The 19,944-nt window shown below is 53.6% G+C and carries 18 protein-coding genes and 1 tRNA gene; 13 read left to right on the top strand and 6 right to left on the bottom strand.

The genetic code is table 11. The features are described 5' to 3' along the window. Positions 1–43: 43 nt before the first annotated feature. From OGV75_RS09905 to OGV75_RS09895, 3 genes are all read right to left on the bottom strand, one after another. Positions 44–607, bottom strand: coding sequence for a DJ-1/PfpI family protein (locus OGV75_RS09905; RefSeq protein WP_286480612.1), 564 nt, complete (start codon positions 605–607; stop codon positions 44–46). Positions 608–772: 165 nt separating this feature from the next. Next, positions 773–2,161 carry an APC family permease gene (locus OGV75_RS09900; protein ID WP_016151916.1) on the bottom strand — a complete coding sequence of 463 codons (1,389 nt, stop codon included), beginning with the start codon at positions 2,159–2,161 and terminating at the stop codon, positions 773–775. 386 nt (positions 2,162–2,547) lie between these two features. Next, a complete protein-coding gene (locus tag OGV75_RS09895; protein WP_046276299.1) occupies positions 2,548–3,966 on the bottom strand; it encodes a glutamine synthetase family protein in 1,419 nt (472 codons plus the stop codon). Positions 3,967–4,177: 211 nt separating this feature from the next. Between OGV75_RS09895 and puuD the strand changes: the two genes are divergently transcribed. The 13 genes from puuD to cbdX all read left to right on the top strand — a co-directional run bounded on the left by puuD (position 4,178) and on the right by cbdX (position 17,039). Beyond that, a complete protein-coding gene (gene puuD / locus OGV75_RS09890) occupies positions 4,178–4,942 on the top strand; it encodes a gamma-glutamyl-gamma-aminobutyrate hydrolase (protein WP_286480611.1) in 765 nt (254 codons plus the stop codon). A gap of 25 nt (positions 4,943–4,967) precedes the next feature. Next, the gene (puuR, locus tag OGV75_RS09885) at positions 4,968–5,525 is read left to right on the top strand and encodes an HTH-type transcriptional regulator PuuR (RefSeq protein WP_016151913.1); all 558 of its coding nucleotides are present in this window, start codon (positions 4,968–4,970) and stop codon (positions 5,523–5,525) included. 138 nt (positions 5,526–5,663) lie between these two features. Further along, positions 5,664–7,151 (top strand): aldehyde dehydrogenase PuuC, encoded by a 1,488-nt coding sequence (gene puuC, locus OGV75_RS09880; protein ID WP_016151912.1) that lies wholly within the window; start codon positions 5,664–5,666, stop codon positions 7,149–7,151. 2 nt (positions 7,152–7,153) lie between these two features. Next, positions 7,154–8,434: an NAD(P)/FAD-dependent oxidoreductase gene (locus OGV75_RS09875; RefSeq protein WP_016155784.1), complete on the top strand. Its 1,281-nt coding sequence runs from the start codon at positions 7,154–7,156 to the stop codon at positions 8,432–8,434. A 208-nt stretch (positions 8,435–8,642) separates the two neighbouring features. Beyond that, on the top strand, positions 8,643–9,770 hold the full coding sequence (gene hyaA / locus OGV75_RS09870) for a hydrogenase 1 small subunit (RefSeq protein ID WP_046276297.1): 1,128 nt from the start codon (positions 8,643–8,645) through the stop codon (positions 9,768–9,770). After that, positions 9,767–11,560: a Ni/Fe-hydrogenase large subunit gene (gene hyaB / locus OGV75_RS09865; RefSeq protein ID WP_286480610.1), complete on the top strand. Its 1,794-nt coding sequence runs from the start codon at positions 9,767–9,769 to the stop codon at positions 11,558–11,560. Before hyaA ends, hyaB begins: the two co-directional genes overlap by 4 nt. Before the next feature lie 18 nt (positions 11,561–11,578). After that, positions 11,579–12,313: a Ni/Fe-hydrogenase b-type cytochrome subunit gene (gene hyaC, locus OGV75_RS09860; RefSeq protein WP_016151908.1), complete on the top strand. Its 735-nt coding sequence runs from the start codon at positions 11,579–11,581 to the stop codon at positions 12,311–12,313. Beyond that, positions 12,310–12,891 carry a hydrogenase 1 maturation protease gene (hyaD, locus tag OGV75_RS09855; protein ID WP_016151907.1) on the top strand — a complete coding sequence of 194 codons (582 nt, stop codon included), beginning with the start codon at positions 12,310–12,312 and terminating at the stop codon, positions 12,889–12,891. The genes hyaC and hyaD overlap by 4 nt, the downstream gene beginning before the upstream one ends. A 5-nt stretch (positions 12,892–12,896) precedes the next feature. After that, positions 12,897–13,295, top strand: a complete 399-nt coding sequence (gene hyaE, locus OGV75_RS09850; RefSeq protein ID WP_047417026.1) for a hydrogenase-1 operon protein HyaE — start codon at positions 12,897–12,899, stop codon at positions 13,293–13,295. Between the two features lies 1 nt (position 13,296). Then, positions 13,297–14,154: a hydrogenase expression/formation protein gene (locus OGV75_RS09845; protein WP_016155779.1), complete on the top strand. Its 858-nt coding sequence runs from the start codon at positions 13,297–13,299 to the stop codon at positions 14,152–14,154. Positions 14,155–14,243: 89 nt separating this feature from the next. Beyond that, on the top strand, positions 14,244–15,788 hold the full coding sequence (gene appC / locus OGV75_RS09840; RefSeq protein ID WP_286480608.1) for a cytochrome bd-II oxidase subunit 1: 1,545 nt from the start codon (positions 14,244–14,246) through the stop codon (positions 15,786–15,788). A gap of 11 nt (positions 15,789–15,799) precedes the next feature. Further along, a complete protein-coding gene (gene appB / locus OGV75_RS09835; RefSeq protein WP_286480607.1) occupies positions 15,800–16,936 on the top strand; it encodes a cytochrome d ubiquinol oxidase subunit II in 1,137 nt (378 codons plus the stop codon). Positions 16,937–16,949: 13 nt separating this feature from the next. After that, positions 16,950–17,039: a cytochrome bd-II oxidase subunit CbdX gene (gene cbdX / locus OGV75_RS09830; RefSeq protein ID WP_016151902.1), complete on the top strand. Its 90-nt coding sequence runs from the start codon at positions 16,950–16,952 to the stop codon at positions 17,037–17,039. A gap of 251 nt (positions 17,040–17,290) precedes the next feature. Here cbdX and OGV75_RS09825 read toward each other — a convergent pair. The 3 genes from OGV75_RS09825 to OGV75_RS09815 form a co-directional block, all read right to left on the bottom strand. Further along, a tRNA-Thr gene (locus OGV75_RS09825) sits at positions 17,291–17,366 on the bottom strand. Between the two features lie 165 nt (positions 17,367–17,531). Continuing rightward, positions 17,532–17,996 (bottom strand): methyltransferase family protein, encoded by a 465-nt coding sequence (locus OGV75_RS09820; RefSeq protein WP_047417042.1) that lies wholly within the window; start codon positions 17,994–17,996, stop codon positions 17,532–17,534. Between the two features lie 193 nt (positions 17,997–18,189). After that, positions 18,190–19,638: an EAL domain-containing protein gene (locus OGV75_RS09815; protein ID WP_286480606.1), complete on the bottom strand. Its 1,449-nt coding sequence runs from the start codon at positions 19,636–19,638 to the stop codon at positions 18,190–18,192. Positions 19,639–19,944 lie beyond the last annotated feature (306 nt).

The following is a 19,944-nucleotide window of genomic DNA, read 5'->3' as shown; positions in this document are numbered from 1 at the left end:
CAGTCGGTATAGCCAGGCAGGTTATACCGACTTTTTTCATCGCTTACTTCATTAATACTTCAACAAATTTAGCCAGCCATTGCGGATGCGCGGGCCATGCAGGCGCGGTAATCAGATTGCCATCCACGTGGGCTTGATCAATGCCGATATCTGCGTAATGCCCGCCGCTCAGACGAACTTCTGGCGCACAGGCCGGATAGGCGCTACAGGTCCGGTTTTCTAACACCCCCGCCGCCGCTAACAGCTGAGGTCCATGACAGACCGCGGCGATAGGCTTACCGGCAGCGTTGAAATCTTGCACCAGCTTAATGACATCCGGATTCAGCCGGAGATATTCCGGAGCACGTCCGCCGGGGATCAGCAGCGCGTCGTAATCGGTGGCCCGCGCCTCGGCAAAATTCGCATTCAGCGTAAAACGATGACCCGGTTTTTCACTGTAGGTCTGGGCCCCATCAAAATCATGAATAGCGGTTTGAACGTAGTCCCCCTGACTTTTATCCGGACAGATGGCATCAACACGATGGCCCAGCATCTGCAATGCCTGAAAAGGCACCATCGTTTCATAATCTTCGACATAATCGCCGACCAGCATCAGTATCTTCTTCATTCACATCCCCCGCTCACGGTTATTAATGATGAGAAATAACGGCCATCTTTACTATAGCCCACGCATTTCACGACATTAATAAATACCGCAGGACACGCCATCACCGGACGTCTGAAGGTGGTTGCCCCTGACGGCGCGCCCTGTTGTTAATACCTGAAGTTTCTATCACTCCCAGGCTTGCTCAGATTTCGCGGCGTCAAACTGCGGCGGCGGCTTGCGGAAACGTCCGGTCAGGTAGGCGAGATACACCAACCCCACGCCAGCCCATACCAGTCCCAGCGTCAGCGATGTCACCTCCAGGTTCACCCACAGTACGGCAACGGTGGCGGCGCCGACCATTGGCAATACCAGGTAGTGCAACTTTTCCTGCCAGGTATGCTTACGTCCTTCACGACGCCAGAAGTGGTTAAACACGGACAAATTAACGAACGTAAAGGCCACCAGCGCGCCAAAGTTAATCAACGCCGTGGCGGTTACCAGGTCAAAAAACAGGGCCGAGAGTGCCACAATCCCGACCATAATGACGTTCAGCGCGGGTGTACGCCATTTCGGATGGACATAGCCGAAGTACTTCTCCGGGAAGACGTTATCGCGGCCCATCACGTACAGCAGACGCGAAACGCTGGCATGGGACGCCAGACCTGACGCCAGCGTATTCACAAAGGTCGTACACAAGAAAATAGACTGGAACAGTTTGCCGCCAACGTACAGCGCAATCTCCGGCAGCGCCGCGTCCGGGTCTTTAAATCGGCTAATATCTGGAAAAAACAGCTGCATAAAGAACGAGGCAGCAATGAAGATCAGTCCACCGTAAAGCGCGGTAAGGAAAATTGCTTTTGGAATGGTACGCGCGGCATCCGGTGTCTCTTCAGAGAGCGTGGTTACCGCATCAAAACCGAGAAACGAGAAGCAGACGATGGTCGCCCCGGTGATAATCGGGATCAAATGCGCATTCTGGCTGATAAACGGTTGCAGCGACCAGACGGTCCCGACCCCTTCGCCTTTGTGCAGCCCCTGCACCACGAGAACAATGAACACCACGATTATCGCGACCTGCACCAGTACAAACAGCGCATTGAAGTTCGCCACCAGATTAACGCTTTTCAAATTGGCCGCGGTAAGGATCGCTACAAACATCACCACCCAAATCCATGGCGCAACGCCCGGGAACAGCGCGGAAAGGTAAATTTTCGCCAGCAGGACGTTAATCATCGGCAGGAACAGGTAATCAAGCAGTGACGACCAGCCGACCATAAACCCCACATGCGGATTGATCGCTTTTTGCGCATAGGTGTAGGCCGAACCGGCTTGTGGAAACTGGCGAACCAGCTTTCCGTAACTGATGGCGGTAAACAGCACGCCCGCCAGGGCCAGCAGATAGGAGGCCGGAACATGGCCATTGCTGATACCCGAAACAATACCAAAGGTGTCAAACACCGTCATCGGTGTGAGATAGGCCAGCCCCATCACCACCACCTGCCACAGCTTGAGGGATTTACGCAACTGTGCTTTGCCCGGCTGGGCCGCGAGATCCACAGAAGAATTAGTCGACATAGCTTTCCTCCCCGCCACGGGCCCAGATCTGCGTTCGAAACGTGGGTACTGCAGACCTGGGTCGTGTCGGGGTGGAAAGCCAAAAGAAAGGCGTCAATGTTGCACGGCACAGATGCGGTCCGTACTTACTGCGGGAGCCATGGATGCTCACGCGGGGCGGGTTTTTAAACATTGGCATCATCACATTTCCTCGTCACAAACTCTGTCGGTTATCTGAAGACCCGTTGTCGCAAGCCGCTCCATTACGCGACATCCGGGAAATGGCAGGTGATCCTGCAATATTGACGGGCTGGCTCCGCTCAGACCGCATGATGCGACTTCTTTTTTTCAATGACTAAACAATGCGACAGGCCCGACAAACATTCCGCCGCCGGGCCACTTTCCTGTCAGGCGTTTTTCAGCATCCACTCAATTTCAGTGTCGGTAATCAGGCGTTCAAACTGGATCAGTTCATCGTGTTTACAGGCGTGATACACATGGCTAAAACGCTCCCCGAGCAACTCACGCAGACTGTCATTTTGCATGAACTCCCACAGCGCATCGCTCTGGCGGATCGGGAACGGTAGCCCTTCCTGCTCCAGGCCGTTGCCTTCCACCTCTTCCTGCAACGGCAGCTCGTTATCCAGCCCATGCAGGATCCCCGCCAGAATGGTCGACATCACCAGATACGGGTTGGCGTCAGCCCCCGCCACGCGATATTCAACCCGATGGTTATCACGATCGCCGCAGGGAATGCGCAGCGCCACCGTACGGTTGTTGTGCCCCCAGGAAGCCTGGGTCGGAACATACATCCCCGGCTGGAAGCGGCGATAAGAGTTCACATTCGGCGCCAGCAGCGCCATTGACGCGGGCATCAGATCAATCATCCCGGCAAGCGCACGCTTTAGTAACGCGGAATCATCGCCATTCGCATCGGCCAACACGTTCTCGCCTTTATTATTCATAATGCTGATGTGGATATGCATTCCGCTACCGGCATGCTCCTCATAAGGTTTTGCCATAAACGTGGCATGCATCTTATGTTTCTCCGCCACCAGCCGTACCAGGCGTTTCAGCGCCAGCGCGTCATCGCAGGCGTCGAGTACGTTATCGGTATGGTAGAGGTTGATTTCAAACTGCCCAGGGGAGGCTTCAGCCACCGCGCCGTCAGCCGGGATCAGCTGCAAACGGGCCAGTTCATCGATATCGTTTAGCACATCAGCAAAGTGGTTCAGGTTATCAACCGAGTAAACCTGACTTTGCGTATTCCGATCGTCCGTTCCCGGCGCGCACGGCGGCTGCAGATAACCTTCGGGATCGCGCTTACGATCGAGTAAATAGAACTCCAGCTCTACCGCTACGACGGGGAACAGACCGCGCTGGCGAAGTTTCTGCCAGAGTCGGTTAAGTACGTTCCGCGGCTCAACGTCAAAGGGAGCGCCATCTTCATCCAGCATCGTCAGCATCATCTGCGCAATACATTCCGGATCGGCGGCCGAAGGTGTTAACGTGCCAGGCACCGGGACACAGGTCCGATCCGGTTCGCCAAGCTCCTGGCCTAATCCCGCCTCTTCGACCACATTGCCAAGAATATCCATCGCGAAAACGGATGCCGGGAAATAGCAGCCTTTCTCTAACTTGTGTAACCCTGCAACGGGAATGCGTTTACCACGAAAGCAACCATTCAGGTCGGTTAACAGCACATCCACGAACTGCGTGTTGGGATAGCGCTCCAGATACTGCTTAACTTCACGCGCAAACGCGCTACTTCGTCTCTCTTCAGAATGCTGAACAAAATTCTCAACTTCTACGATATTGGTTTCCATGATTCACCGCCGTTGGCCTGTAAGCTGTTCTGTGATTTGACTGTTAAATATAATGTCCACCCTTCGACTCTGGATGCAAACAAATTGTTTGTCAAATGTTAAATTAAGTTTGCTAGAAGGTTATTCCGCTGCTAGATTGAGAAAATAATGAACGGAATGGCATAACAAGGAACCGTTTGGCAATAATTTATTCCAAAACGTGAGGTCGATCATGGGCAATATATTTGACAAGCCAGTTATTGGTGTAGTGATGTGTAGGAACAGGCTTAAGGGTCACGAGACCCAGACTCTGCAAGAAAAGTACCTGAATGCAGTATTGAACGCCGGTGGATTACCGATAGCGATTCCCCATGCGCTTGCGGAACCCGAATTACTGAACGCACTGTTACCGAAACTGGATGGTATCTTCCTGCCAGGAAGCCCAAGCAATGTGCAGCCGCACCTTTATGGTGAAAATGGCGATGAGTCTGACGCCGATCCCGGGCGTGATCTTCTGAGCATGGCGCTAATTACCGCCGGGCTCGAAAGGCGCATTCCCATTTTCGCCATCTGCCGGGGCTTACAGGAATTAGTTGTCGCCACTGGCGGGACTCTGTATCGTCGCCTGTGCGATCACTCACAGTTCCTGGAACATCGTGAAGATGCGGAACTCCCGGTGGAGCAGCAATATGCGCCATCTCATGAAGTCCAGGTTCAACAGGGAGGATTGCTATCTCAGCTAATACCAGGTTGCAGCACGTTTTGGGTTAACTCCTTGCATGGTCAGGGCGCAAAAAACCTTGGCCCGCAACTGCGCGTGGAAGCACGCTCGCAGGATGGATTAGTGGAAGCAGCCAGCGTTCACGACCATCCTTTCGCGCTTGGTGTGCAGTGGCACCCGGAATGGAACAGTAGCGAATACGCCCTGTCGCGTTTGTTACTTGAAGGTTTTATCACCGCTTGTCAGAACCACCTCGCTGAAAAACAGCGACTCTGACCACTACAGTTAAGGAAATGCAATTATGAGCGATGACGGCCTGGCGCCGGGTAAACGTTTGTCAGAGATCCGCCAGCAATTGGGTCTTTCACAGCGTCGTGCCGCCGAACTGTCTGGGTTAACGCATAGCGCCATCAGCACCATAGAGCAGGATAAAGTCAGTCCTGCCATCAGTACGCTGCAAAAGCTATTGAAAGTTTATGGGCTGTCGCTCTCCGAGTTCTTCGCGGAACCGGAAAAGCCTGACGAACCGCAGGTGGTTATCAATCAGGATGATTTGATTGAGATCGGGAGTCAGGGAGTATCCATGAAGTTGGTACACAACGGAAATCCGAATCGTACGCTGGCCATGATGTTTGAAACCTATCAGCCAGGTACGACAACCGGGGAGAGAATTAAACACCAGGGTGAAGAGATTGGGACAATACTGGAAGGTGAAGTGATACTGACCATCAACGGTCAAACGTATCATCTTGTTGCAGGACAAAGTTATGCCATTAACACCGGTATACCACATAGCTTCAGCAACACCTCGGCAGGGATCTGCCGCATCATCAGTGCCCACACTCCTACCACTTTCTAATAAGTAGCGGCCTGAGTTTCTCAGGCCTTCTTAAATAACGCGCATTAACAGGGTACATCCCTGGGGCATCGTGCAGCCTGATTTTGCCTGAAAAAGATCAGCAACGAACTTTATCTTATTGATATAAAAGGAGTAGCTATGAACTTTCAGAATCTTAAATATTGGCGTGAAAAAGCCAGCCATTATTCGCCGGAGACCCGTTTATTTATTAACGGCGAATATTGCGCAGCCGCCGATAACGAAACCTTTATTACGCAGGATCCGGCAGGACAACGTCCGCTCGCCAAAGTCGCCCGCGGCAAAAAAGCAGATGTAGACCGCGCGGTCACCGCAGCCCGCACCGTGTTTGAACGCGGAGACTGGTCGCAAGCATCACCCGCAGAGCGCAAGGCAGTCCTGCACAAGTTCGCCGATTTAATGGAGCAGCATCACGAGGAGCTGGCGCTACTGGAAACGCTCGACACCGGTAAACCGATTCGCCATAGCCTGCGTGATGATATTCCAGGCGCGGCACGCGCCATCCGTTGGTACGCCGAAGCAATAGATAAAGTCTATGGCGAAGTGGCCACCACCTCGGTGAGCGATCTGGCGCTGATTGTGCGCGAGCCGGTAGGCGTCATTGCGGCCATCGTGCCGTGGAATTTTCCCCTGCTGCTGGCCTGCTGGAAACTTGGCCCGGCACTGGCTGCAGGCAACAGCGTGATCCTCAAGCCTTCAGAAAAATCACCGCTGACCGCCATTCGCCTTGCTGCGTTGGCAAAAAAAGCCGGTTTGCCAGATGGCGTTCTCAGCGTGGTGAGCGGATATGGCCACGAAGCGGGCCAGGCGTTGTCGCAGCATCCGGATGTTGATGTGATCACCTTTACCGGCTCGACCCGCACCGGCAAGCAACTGCTCAAAGACGCTGGCGACAGCAATATGAAACGCGTCTGGCTGGAGGCCGGTGGTAAAAGTGCCAACATCGTTTTTGCCGACTGCCCGGATCTGCCGAAAGCCGCCGCCAATGCTGCAGCAGGCATCTTCTATAACCAGGGTCAGGTCTGTATCGCCGGTACGCGTCTGTTACTGGAAGAGAGTATTGCCGACGAGTTCATCGCCCTGCTGAAAGAGCAGGCGAAAAACTGGCAGCCGGGCAACCCGCTGGATCCGGAAACCACGATGGGCACGCTTATCGACAACGCGCATGCCGACACCGTGCACGGTTTTATTCGCGACGGTGAAGCGCAAGGCACGCTGGCGCTGGATGGTCGCAGCCACGTACACCCAGCGGCTATCGGCCCGACTATTTTTGTCGATACAGCCCCGCAAGCCCACGTCAGCCGCGATGAGATCTTCGGCCCGGTGCTGGTCGTCACCCGTTTTAGCAGCGAAGCCGAAGCCCTGGCGCTGGCCAACGACAGTGACTACGGCCTGGGGGCCGCGGTCTGGACCCGCGATCTGTCGCGCGCCCACCGCATGAGTCGTCGCCTGAAGGCCGGTTCGGTCTTCGTTAATAACTACAACGATGGTGATATGACTGTGCCGTTCGGCGGTTATAAGCAAAGCGGCAACGGGCGCGATAAGTCCCTGCATGCGCTGGAAAAATTTAGCGAACTGAAAACCATTTGGATCTCCCTGGAGCCTTAATCATGACTGAACATACCAGCAGTTATTACGCCGCAAGCGCCAATCAGTACGAACCGTTTCCCACCCTTAGCGAGTCGGTTAGCTGTGATGTTTGCGTCGTGGGCGGTGGATATACCGGACTCTCCTCCGCCCTGCACTTAGCGGAGATGGGTTACGACGTAGTGCTACTGGAATCCGCGCGTATCGGCTTCGGGGCCAGCGGACGTAACGGCGGTCAGTTGGTGAACTCCTACAGTCGCGATATCGACGTCATCGAGCGCACCTATGGCCCGGACGCCGCCAAAATGCTTGGCAGCATGATGTTTGAAGGCGGTAATATCATCCGCGAACGTATCAAGCGTTATCAGATCGAATGCGACTATCGCCCCGGCGGACTGTTTGTGGCGCTGAACCACAAGCAGATGGAAACGCTGGAGGAGCAGAAGTCGAACTGGGAACGCTACGGCAACACGCAGCTTGAACTGTTAGACAGCAGCGAAATTCGTCGCGAAGTCAGCAGCGATCGTTATGTCGGTGCGCTGCTCGACCACAGCGGTGGTCATATTCATCCGCTGAACCTGGCGATTGGCGAAGCTAACGCCATTCGTCTGAACGGCGGGCGCGTCTTCGAACAGTCGCCGGTCACCCGTATCCAGCACACCAGCCCGGCGGTGGTCAGCACCGAAAAAGGTCAGGTTACGGCCCGCTTTGTGATCGTCGCGGGCAACGCCTACCTCGGCGACAAACTGGAGCCTGCGCTGGCAAAAAGCAGCATGCCATGCGGCACACAGGTGTTAACCACCGAACCGTTGTCTGCGGAGATGGCACGCTCGCTGATTCCAAAAAACTACTGTGTAGAAGATTGTAACTATTTGCTGGATTACTACCGTCTGACCGGCGATAACCGCCTGTTGTACGGCGGCGGCGTTGTCTACGGCGCCCGCGATCCGGACGATATTGAACGTCTGGTAATGCCGAAACTGCTGAAAACCTTCCCGCAATTGCAGGGGGTAAAAATTGATTACCGCTGGACCGGTAATTTCCTGTTAACGCTATCCCGCATGCCGCAGTTTGGCCGTCTTGATACCAACATTTACTATATGCAGGGCTACAGCGGCCACGGCGTGACCTGTACCCACCTGGCAGGACGTCTGATTTCTGAACTGCTGCGCGGGGATGCCGAGCGCTTTGACGCTTTCGCCAAACTACCGCACTACCCGTTCCCGGGGGGGCGCAGCCTGCGCATTCCGTTTACCGCCATGGGGGCGGCATATTACAGCTTACGCGATCGCCTTGGGGTTTAAGTTCTTCCGCAATAAACCCGACGCACAGGGCGGTCTCCCCTGTGCGTTTTTTTATTCCCGGACAGTGAAAAACAGGTAACGGGCACGAAAATATCGCAATAGGACATAACCCTACACTTTGCATTGTTTCTCCCTGCTGATCGGATAGGCTTTTTTAGATTATCGCTGGCGACGTGGCCAGAACTCAACGGGGGAAGAAACGCGTGTTATGAATACGAATAACGAGGAGACCTTTTATCAGGCGATGCGCCGCAAAGGGGTGAGTCGACGCAGTTTTCTCAAATATTGCAGCCTCGCAGCAACATCGCTTGGGCTGGGAGCCGCAATGACGCCCAGAATAGCCTGGGCGCTGGAAAACAAACCCCGGATCCCGGTCGTCTGGATCCACGGGCTGGAATGCACCTGTTGCACTGAATCATTTATCCGCTCCTCTCACCCACTCGCCAAAGACGTCATCCTCTCCCTGATTTCTCTTGATTACGACGACACCCTGATGGCCGCCGCCGGAACGCAGGCCGAAGAGGTATTTGAAGACATTCTGAGCCGCTACCACGGCCGATACATTCTGGCCGTCGAGGGCAATCCTCCGCTGGGTGAACAAGGAATGTTCTGCATCAGCGGCGGGCGACCGTTTATTGAAAAGCTAAAAAGAGCCGCGGCAGGCGCCAGCGCGATTATCGCCTGGGGAACCTGTGCCTCCTGGGGCTGCGTGCAGGCCGCACGGCCTAATCCAACCCAGGCAACGCCGATCGATAAGGTGATCACCGATAAACCAATCGTGAAAGTGCCCGGCTGCCCGCCGATTCCGGATGTCATGAGCGCCATCATTACCTATATGGTGACGTTTGATCGTCTGCCTGAACTCGATCGTTTGGGGCGTCCGCTGATGTTCTATGGTCAGCGTATTCACGACAAATGCTACCGCCGCGCCCACTTTGACGCCGGGGAGTTCGTTGAGAGTTGGGACGATGACGCTGCCCGAAAAGGCTATTGCCTGTACAAAATGGGCTGCAAAGGGCCTACCACTTATAACGCCTGCTCCACCACCCGCTGGAATGGCGGCGTTTCTTTCCCCATCCAGTCCGGTCATGGGTGTCTGGGATGTTCAGAGAACGGCTTCTGGGATCGCGGTTCGTTCTATAGCCGCGTGGTCGATATCCCGCAGATGGGGACGCATTCAACCGCCGATACCGTGGGCCTCACCGCGCTTGGCGTGGTGGCCGCCAGCGTCGGTGTCCACGCAGTCGCCAGCGCCGTCAATCAACATAACCGCCACAAACAGCAATTAGCCGACGCCGGACAACAGTCGCCAGACAATGAGGATAAACAGGCATGAGCAATTCGTATCAAACCCAGGGATATACGGTCAATAATGCCGGCCGCCGCCTGGTTGTCGACCCCATTACGCGCATTGAAGGCCATATGCGTTGTGAGGTGAACATTGATGAGCAGAACATCATCACCAACGCGGTGTCCTGCGGCACCATGTTCCGTGGACTGGAAATTATTCTGCAAGGGCGCGACCCGCGCGATGCCTGGGCGTTTGTCGAACGAATTTGCGGAGTGTGCACTGGCGTACATGCGCTCGCATCGGTCTATGCCATTGAAGATGCCATTGGCATCAAGGTGCCCGACAACGCCAACATCATTCGCAATATTATGCTGGCGACGCTGTGGTGCCACGACCACCTGGTCCACTTTTACCAGCTAGCCGGAATGGACTGGATTGACGTTCTGAATGCCCTGAAAGCCGACCCGCGCGCAACCTCGCAGTTGGCACAAAGCCTTTCTGCCTGGCCTATGTCCTCCCCGGGCTACTTCTTTGACGTACAAAACCGCCTGAAGAAATTTGTCGACGGCGGTCAGTTGGGGATTTTCCGCAACGGTTATTGGGGACATCCGCAGTACAAACTGTCGCCAGAGGCTAACCTGATGGGCTTTGCCCATTATCTGGAAGCGCTCGATTTTCAGCGCGAGATTATCAAAATCCATACGGTGTTTGGCGGCAAGAATCCGCATCCTAACTGGATTGTCGGCGGCATGCCATGCGCTATCAATATCGATCAGAGCGGCGCGGTTGGCGCGGTCGATATAGAACGCCTTAACCTGGTACAGTCGATCATCACCCGCACCGCCGACTTCATCAACAACGTCATGGTTCCTGACGCGCTGGCTATCGGCCAGTTCAACAAACCCTGGAGCCAGATTGGCACCGGGCTGTCTGATAAATGCGTCTTAAGCTACGGCGCGTTCCCGGATATTGCCAACGACTTCAGCGCGAAGAGCCTGTTGATGCCTGGCGGCGCGGTCATTAACGGTGATTTTAACAACGTCATGCCGGTGGATCTGGCCGATCAGCAGCAAATTCAGGAGTTTGTCGATCATGCCTGGTACCGTTATCCGGACGATCAATTAGGTCGTCACCCGTTCGAGGGGATTACTGAACCCTGGTACAACCCCGGCGATGTCAAAGGCAGCGATACCGATATCCAGCAGCTCAACGAACAGGAACGCTACTCGTGGATTAAAGCCCCGCGCTGGCGCGGACACGCCATGGAAGTTGGACCGTTGGCGCGTACGCTGATTGCCTATCACAAAGGGGATGCCGCCACGATTGAATCCGTCGATCGCATGATGTCCGCACTCAAACTGCCGCTGTCGGGTATGCAGTCGACGCTGGGGCGTATTTTATGCCGCGCGCACGAGGCGCAGTGGGCCGTGAGCAAGCTGCAATATTTCTTCGACAAGCTGATGACCAATCTGAAAAACGGCAATCTGGCTACGGCGAATACCGAAAAATGGGAGCCTGCAAGCTGGCCGCAGCAGTGCCGTGGGATCGGTTTTACCGAGGCGCCGCGCGGAGCACTCGGTCACTGGGCGTCGATTCGCGACCAGAAGATCGACGTGTATCAGTGCGTAGTGCCGACCACCTGGAATGCCAGCCCGCGCGATCCGAAGGGGCAAATTGGCGCCTACGAGGCGGCGTTGATGGGCACCCAAATGGCGATACCGGATCAACCACTGGAGATCCTGCGCACCTTGCACAGCTTCGACCCCTGCCTGGCATGTTCAACCCACGTCCTCGGCGACGACGGCAGCGAACTTATCGCAGTCCAGGTTCGCTAAGCGTTAAGGAACGGAACGATGACTGGAAAGATATCCCCACGCGTCGGGGAGGCGCGTGATACCGCCGTCAGCCACTATGTGTTTGAAGCGCCCGTACGCTTGTGGCACTGGCTGACAGTGGGCTGCATGTTGGTTTTGATGGTAACCGGATACTTCATTGGCCGACCACTGCCGTCGGTCAACGGCGAGGCCACTTACCTGTTCTACATGGGCGACATCCGGTTAGTACATTTCGCCGCAGCCATGGTGTTTACGGTGATACTGTTGGGTCGCATTTACTGGGCCTTCGTCGGCAATCGCTATTCACGCGAGCTGTTTATCGTGCCTGTCTGGCGTCGCAGTTGGTGGCAGGGTGCCTTTTCGGTGGTGCGCTGGTATCTGTTTCTGGAAAAAAAACCGGGAGAGGATATCGGCCATAACCCCGTCGCGCAGGCGGCGATGTTCGGTTATTTCCTGCTCTCAGTTTTTATGATCCTCACCGGTTTTGCCTTATACAGCGAGCATAGCCAGTACGCCATTTTTACCCCCTTCCGCTATGTGACGGAGTTTTTCTACTGGACCGGCGGTAACTCTCTCGATATCCACAGCTGGCATCGGTTGGGGATGTGGTTCATCGCCGCCTTCATCATCGGTCATGTGTATATGGCTATCCGCGAGGACATCATGTCTGACGATACCGTCATCTCAACCATGATCAACGGCTATCGTAGCCACAAATTTGCCAAACGCCAGCACGATAAGGAGGCATCATGAGCGAACCTAACGTCATCGTGATGGGCTTAGGCAACCTGCTGTGGGCAGACGAAGGATTTGGCATTCGCGTTGCCGAACGCCTGTACGCCCACTATCACTGGCCGGAATGGGTAGAGATTGTCGACGGCGGCACGCAAGGGCTGAATCTGCTGGGCTACGTTGAGCAGGCCAGCCATTTGTTGCTGCTGGACGCCATCGACTACGGACTCGCGCCAGGCACTTTGCAATCCTACGCCGGTGAACAAGTCCCCAGTTACCTCAGCGCCAAAAAAATGAGTCTGCATCAGAACAGCTTCTCCGAAGTGCTTGCTCTGGCGGAGATTCGCGGTCATCTGCCCGCCCACATCGCCCTCGTAGGACTACAGCCGGTGCAGTTGGACGACTATGGCGGCAGCCTGACCGACATCGCGCGCGCTCAGCTCCCAGCGGCAGAACAAGCCGCGCTAACGCAACTGGCCGCGTGGGGCATCGCGCCACAGACAATCGATGAAACGCGTTGCCTGAACTATGAATGCCTGTCGCTGGAAAACTATGAAGGCGTGCGTATTCGCCAGTATCGTGTAACGCTGGAGAGATAAGCAACATGTTGAATGACAAACCATTTTCTGCGCTATGGCAACGCATGCTGGCGCGCGGCTGGCAACCGCTGACCGCATCTGAACTGGATGACTGGGTAACGCGTGTGCGTGATGGCGTGGTGCTGCTCAGTAGCGATCCCCGCCGCACGCCAGAAGTCAGCGATAACCCGGTAATGATTGCCGAGTTGCTCCGCGAGTTTCCCCAGTTTGACTGGCAAATCGCTATGGCGGATCTCGAGCACAGCGAGGCTATCGGCGATCGTTTTGGCGTATTCCGCTTCCCGGCCACGCTGGTATTTATCCACGGCGAGCTGCGCGGCATTCTCAGCGGCATCCATCCGTGGGCCGACCTGCTCAACCTGATGCGCCCCCTCGTTGAAGAACGCATCCCCCGGAGCCTGTAAGATGAGTGATACCTTTTTTCATCTGCTGGGGCCGGGAACCCAGCCGGGCGATGACAGCTTCAGCATGAATCCCTTGCCCCTCACCTGCCAGGTCAACAGCAGCCCCAGCATGGCGAGGCTGGAAAACTGTCCGCACAGCCCGGCGGTGATGGCATTGTTAGCCGACGTGCGCCACCAGCTTAGCCAGAAAATCCCCGTAAAACAGGACGTGCTGGGATGGGATTTATCCACGCTCAACGCAGACGACCTCACGTTTTTGAATACGCTGCTCGGCGAAGGCGAAGTTTCCGTGCGTATCCAGCAGGCTGACGGCAGGGCGAGTGAGATTCAGGAGTCTATTTTCTGCGGAATCTGGCGGGTGCGTTGCCAGAATGACTTGGGTCAATGGGAGGAGCATCTGGAGGCAGGCAGTGCGCCACGGGCGCTGTGGCAGGCAGCAACAATCACGACGCTGCCAGACGATAGCCTGTTGCCTCCGCCCGTCGATGGGTTGATGAATGGCCTGACGCTGGCTCAGGAACTGCTGGCGCACGTGCGCGATCCGGCCACGCAACCTCATAGCATTAACCTCACCCAACTCCCGGTTAGCGATGCGGATCGCCAGTTCCTCTCCCGCCTGTGTGGCGAAGGACGCATTCAGATCCGCACCATCGGCTACGGCGAGAGCCAAATCGACGCCACGGCGCTGCGCCATGTCTGGCATGTGCGCTGTCTGGATACCCTGAAAGGGCTTCTGCTCGAGAGTTATGAGATCTGTCCATTACCGGAACTGGTACTGGCTGCTCCGGAGGATCTGCTCGACTCGCTCCAGCGCCTGGATGAAGTCTGTAGCTGGCTGGCATCCGGCCCGCCGGCCTGATCCCCTTCTCCCGACCCGCATACTTTTCTGCTGCGGGTCTGGCGTTTTCTTCCTTATCTATTCACTCTCTAATGCCTGATGGAGTTCGCATGTGGGACGTCATTGACTTATCGCGCTGGCAGTTTGCGCTGACCGCGCTGTACCATTTTCTGTTTGTTCCCCTGACGCTGGGGCTGATTTTTTTGCTGGCCATCATGGAAACCCTGTTCGTGGTGACGGGCAAAACAGTCTACCGCGACATGACGCGTTTCTGGGGAAAGTTATTCGGTATTAACTTTGCGCTCGGTGTGGCGACCGGCCTGACCATGGAGTTTCAGTTCGGGACTAACTGGTCGCTCTATTCCAACTATGTGGGCGATATTTTCGGTGCTCCGCTGGCGATGGAAGCCTTGATGGCTTTCTTTCTTGAATCCACATTCGTGGGGCTGTTCTTCTTCGGCTGGCAGCGCTTAAACAAGTACCAGCATTTATTGGTGACCTGGCTGGTAGCGTTTGGCTCCAATATCTCGGCCCTGTGGATCCTCAACGCCAACGGCTGGATGCAATATCCAACGGGCGCTCACTTTAATATTGATACCCTGCGCATGGAGATGAGCAGCTTTAGCGAGCTGGTTTTTAACCCCATCAGCCAGGTGAAATTTGTGCATACCGTGATGTCCGGTTATGTCACAGGCGCCATGTTTGTGATGTCCATCAGCGCCTGGTATCTGCTGCGTGGTCGCGCTCGCGAGTTCGCCCTGCGCTCCTTCGCGGTAGGTTCCGTCTTTGGCACACTGGCTATCCTCGGCACTCTGCAACTGGGAGATAGCTCAGCCTATGAGGTCGCCCAACGCCAGCCGGTAAAACTGGCGGCAATGGAAGGGGAATGGCAAACCGAACCGGCACCTGCGCCCTTTCATGTGATAGCCTGGCCGCAGCAGGAGCAAGAGCGTAACGCCTTTTCCGTGAAGATACCGGCCCTGCTGGGTATCCTGGCGACTCACTCTTTAGATACGCCAGTTCCGGGGCTGAAGAACCTGATGGCAGACGCGCTACCCCGCCTGCAGCGGGGCCGGGAAGCATGGTTGCTGATGCAGGAAATCGCCAAAGGTAACCGCACGCCTCAGCTACTGCACGCTTTTCACGCCGTGGAAAAAGATCTGGGTTACGGCATCCTGTTGGCCAGCTACGCCCCTGACATGAACCATGTCACGCCAGCGCAATATCAGGCCGCACAACGCGGCGCTATTCCGCAAGTCGCCCCCGTGTTCTGGAGCTTTCGCATCATGATTGGATGCGGTTCCCTTCTGCTGCTGGTGATGGCGATTGCGCTGATACAGACCTTACGCTGGCGTATCGACCAGCATCGCTGGGTACTGCACATAACGCTGTGGAGCCTGCCGCTACCGTGGATTGCCATTGAAGCAGGCTGGTTTATGACGGAGTTTGGCCGCCAGCCGTGGGCGATTCAGGATATTTTGCCGACCTGGTACGCCCACTCTGCGCTGAGCGCGGGCCAACTGGCCTTCTCCATGGGGCTAATCCTCACACTTTACACCCTGTTTTTAATTGCCGAAGTCTACCTGATGCAAAAATACGCGCGTCTTGGTCCAGATGCGATGCAACGTCAACAACCGGCACAACAACAGGAATAAAGGAGAGCATCATGTTGGATTATGAAACGTTGCGGCTCATTTGGTGGCTGCTGATTGGCATTATTCTGGTGGCCTTTATGGTCACTGACGGGTTTGATATGGGGGTCGGCTGCCTGTTACCGCTGATCGCGCACAACGATGATGAACGTCGGGTGTTAATCAATAGCGTAGGGGCGCACTGGGAAGGTAACCAGGTGTGGCTCATTCTGGCGGGCGGCGCATTATTCGCAGCCTGGCCGCGCGTCTATGCTGCCGCATTTTCGGGGTTTTATGTGGCGATGATTCTGGTGCTGTGCGCCCTTTTCTTTCGTCCGTTGGCCTTTGATTATCGCGGTAAAATAGCGAATGCACGCTGGCGCGCCATGTGGGACACCGGGTTGGTTATCGGCAGCCTGGTGCCACCGGTTATCTTCGGCGTCGCCTTCGGCAATCTGTTCCTGGGGGTGCCTTTTGTGTTCACACCACAATTACACGTGCAATATCTGGGCACTTTCTGGGATTTGCTCTCTCCTTTTGCCCTACTGTGCGGCGCATTAAGCCTGATGTTGGTCATTATGCAGGGGGGCGTGTGGCTCCAGTTGAAAACCGACGGCATTCTTCACCTGCGCGCGCTGTCTGCCACCCGCCGCAGCGCGATGTTAGTGGTGCTCTGCTTCCTGTTAGCCGGGTATTGGCTGTGGACGGGGATTAATGGCTATGTGCTGCTTAGCCAGGATCCTAATGGTCCGTCCAACCCGCTATTAAAGGCAGTAACGACCGCACCGGGCGCGTGGATGGCGCACTTTGAAAATTCACCACTACTGTTGGTTATTCCGCTGTTGGGCATGATTTTTCCGATGCTCGCGATCTATGCCTGCGGGCAACGTCGGGCCGTGTGGGGATTTCTGTTTGCTTCATTGACCCAGACCTGCGTGATCTTCACCGCTGGAATCACCCTGTTTCCATTTGTGATGCCATCCAGCGCATATCCACTCTCTAGCCTGACGGTGTGGGACAGTACCTCCAGCCAGATGACGCTCAGTATCATGCTGGTTATCGTGCTGATTTTCCTACCGATAGTTCTGCTTTATACCTTGTGGAGTTATTACAAGATGCTGGGACGAATCAACGTAGAAACAATCCGCCGCCACAACCACGAACTTTATTAGGGAGGACTGTACGATGTGGTATCTGTTTTGGTTTGTCGGCATTCTGCTGATGTGCACGCTCTCTACGCTGGCGCTGGTCTGGCTTGAGTCACGGCAGAAATAGCCCTGCGCGTGCGTTACGCTTCCTGGCTCCCCTGTTTATTCGGGGAGTCTTTATTCGTTCGCACAAAAGCAGCATGGCTGTACCCAAACCCTGGTTAGCACCAAGCTTATCTATAAACCGCAGTGTGGTGCTGCAATGGAAGGGTTCGAAGAGCGGAAAGGAAATGAGAAGCTATAGAGTGCTAAACCAGTGCGCGAGACAAAAAGAAGGGGATTACATTGAAGATGTGGAGTTGTAACTGCTTGATTGAATGGTGCCGATAAGAGGAGTCGAACCTCCGACCTTCGCATTACGAATGCGCTGCTCTACCAACTGAGCTATATCGGCCCTGAAAAGGACATGTCCACGAATGTGAGCACGGGGTAGAAGGTTAAAACTAACCGGGCGATGCGTCAATGGCCTTGCGAATCAAACGCCTATTTTTGCATCATCCGGTTTCAATTACGCACGAATCGTGTCGTTACAGGCATGCTTATACGCGGTCGGGTATTACTATAACCAGCGGCGAACGTGTTGTTCATAGCGCTCCCATTCCAGCCCGAAATGTTTTCGCAGTTGTTCCTCTTCAAAATCAATATGTAATCTGGCAACCGCCAGCATAAACACCGGTACAGCCAGTACTCCAGTCAGGCTACCGATGCAAAGAGCAAAGGCCAACTGGAGTCCACTCATACCAAGGTAGATCGGGTTGCGGCTCCAGGCGTAACATCCGTCGGTAACAAGCGTGGTCGATTTATGTGCATGCAGCGGATTCAGGGTCGTACGTTTCATCCGCATCTGCCACGCGGTATGCAATATCACCAACAGACTGACGCCGGCCAGCAATGCGCATATCACGATATTCACCCCGCCGAATGTGAAACGCGGACTCGCCGTCAGCACATCCGCAACGAGAAAAAGTACTAAGATAAGAGGCGGCGGAAACCAGACTCTTAATTTTGTCAGGAAATGACGCATGGCCAGGAACTCACCTCGGTATCGGTTTAATTAACGCTGATACCGCTATAAATACCCCGTATTAGATACATAAACAAACGATGCTTCATTCACAACAGACTGTCACTTTCACCAGACAGGCGGGAGTTATCGTACTCACCTCGACAAAAATACCTGCATCAGAGGCATCCGCCCCTGATGTTCCCGAAAGGCTTTACGTTGAGAAAGTAGAATCCGACGCTGATTCAAAAAAATCTAAAGACTGCTTGTAATAACGCATAAAATCATCAAACGTCACTGGCGGTAAAAATTGATAACCCTGCAGGTAATCAACATTATTTTTCCCTAACCATTGCTGCTGATAGCCATATTCAACGCCCTCCGCCACCATGCGTAACCCCAGGAGTCCGGAAAGGTGAATGATTGACTCGAGCATAGGGATATGTTGCTCAACTTCTTTAATAGCTTTGATAAACGTTTTATCAATTTTTATAACATCCAGGTCTAACTCATTGAGATAGCAAAGGTTAGCGTATCCCGTCCCAAAATCATCTAAAGCAAACAGAACCCCTCTGTTTCGCAACGATCGTATCAGCTCTTTGATTGCAGGAGTAATAGTGAGAGTCTGGTTTTCAGTTATTTCAATCATCAATTTTATCGGTAGCCTTTGCGTTATTTCCATAAAATTAAGACACTCCCAATAAAAGACCGGGTTACTTAAACCTGATGGGCTCACATTAAAGGAGACGAATAAAGTTTTATTGAAATCCTCGCTTCCGTCGACCAGATTACGCGCGACGGCGTTCATTAAATAGCTCGTTAACTCATTCATTAAACCACTTTTTTCAGCCAGCGGTATAAACTCACGCTGAGAAATAGCATAATTATCCCCCTGTGGCCAACGAGCCAAAACCTCAACACCACAGACATCTTCGTTGATATTTAAGATGGGTTGAAAATAAGGAATGATCTCTTCATTCCTTTTTGCCATACTCAGTCGACTAGAATCTGAGACATCATATGCTTCGCCGTATATTACATTCTTACCAGAATAACTGTTCGTCGAGGAACCTTCATCCAATAGATTATTCCTGGTTAAAAAAATGATAGTTTCATTAAAATGAGAAAATCCCAGACGAGCGGTAATTCGTTCCCGATATCGATACACTGACTTAATTGTTATCGAGTTAGCATGACAAAAATCGTGCAATTTTTCCTTTGTGAAAGATGCATACAGCATTTTCTCTTCAAACTCAGTCAAATGAAAAGTAAATATCGCTGAACCTTTAGTGACTTCCACAACCTCATTGGGAGCCATTAGATTGGCTCTCAACTGAGAAATCAGCTGATCCGATAGTTCCCGTCCATTAATGAATGCATACTCCTCATACCCCCGATTAATAGAACGATTTTCATTCATCCGAAGAACAATACAGTTTATATTGATAAACTGCGTGCTATTTCTCTGAAACCACTTCCTGACCTGGAATAATGGTAACCGGTTATCGATCACCAGTAAACAGGATGGATACCGTGGAATAATTGACTGTGAACCAGAAATAAATGCCCGCGCATCGACCAACACCAGATTTGGCAACCACGCTTTTATCCCTGAGAAAAGAAAAATATCATAACTGAGCAGAAAAACCTTTTTCGTATTCATAGTTACCACCAACTTAAATTTATGGCATGGCAGGTCCCTCGTTTTATACACGAGAGAATATACAACACCTTTAGCCTCCAGAAATTACAATTCAGTCCGCGAATTAACTTTATCCATAAGTCATCTCACGCAGTTTCAGATTTTATAATCACGATTATCCATATGAATATTACCATTAAATGTTAAGGCCATTTTAATTATTGAAAAAGGAAAAATCCTAATTCTTCATCAATACAAATCCTATTGCTCATTTTCACTGCAAGACAAAACAAAAAACCACGAATACTAAAAACGACAAAATATAAA

Origin of the sequence: Citrobacter sp. Cb028 (assembly GCF_030336705.1) — a bacterium.
GTDB classification, from domain to species: domain Bacteria; phylum Pseudomonadota; class Gammaproteobacteria; order Enterobacterales; family Enterobacteriaceae; genus Citrobacter; species Citrobacter braakii.
Note: the sequence above shows the minus strand (reverse complement) of the source record. Positions and strands in the feature narration are given on the sequence as shown.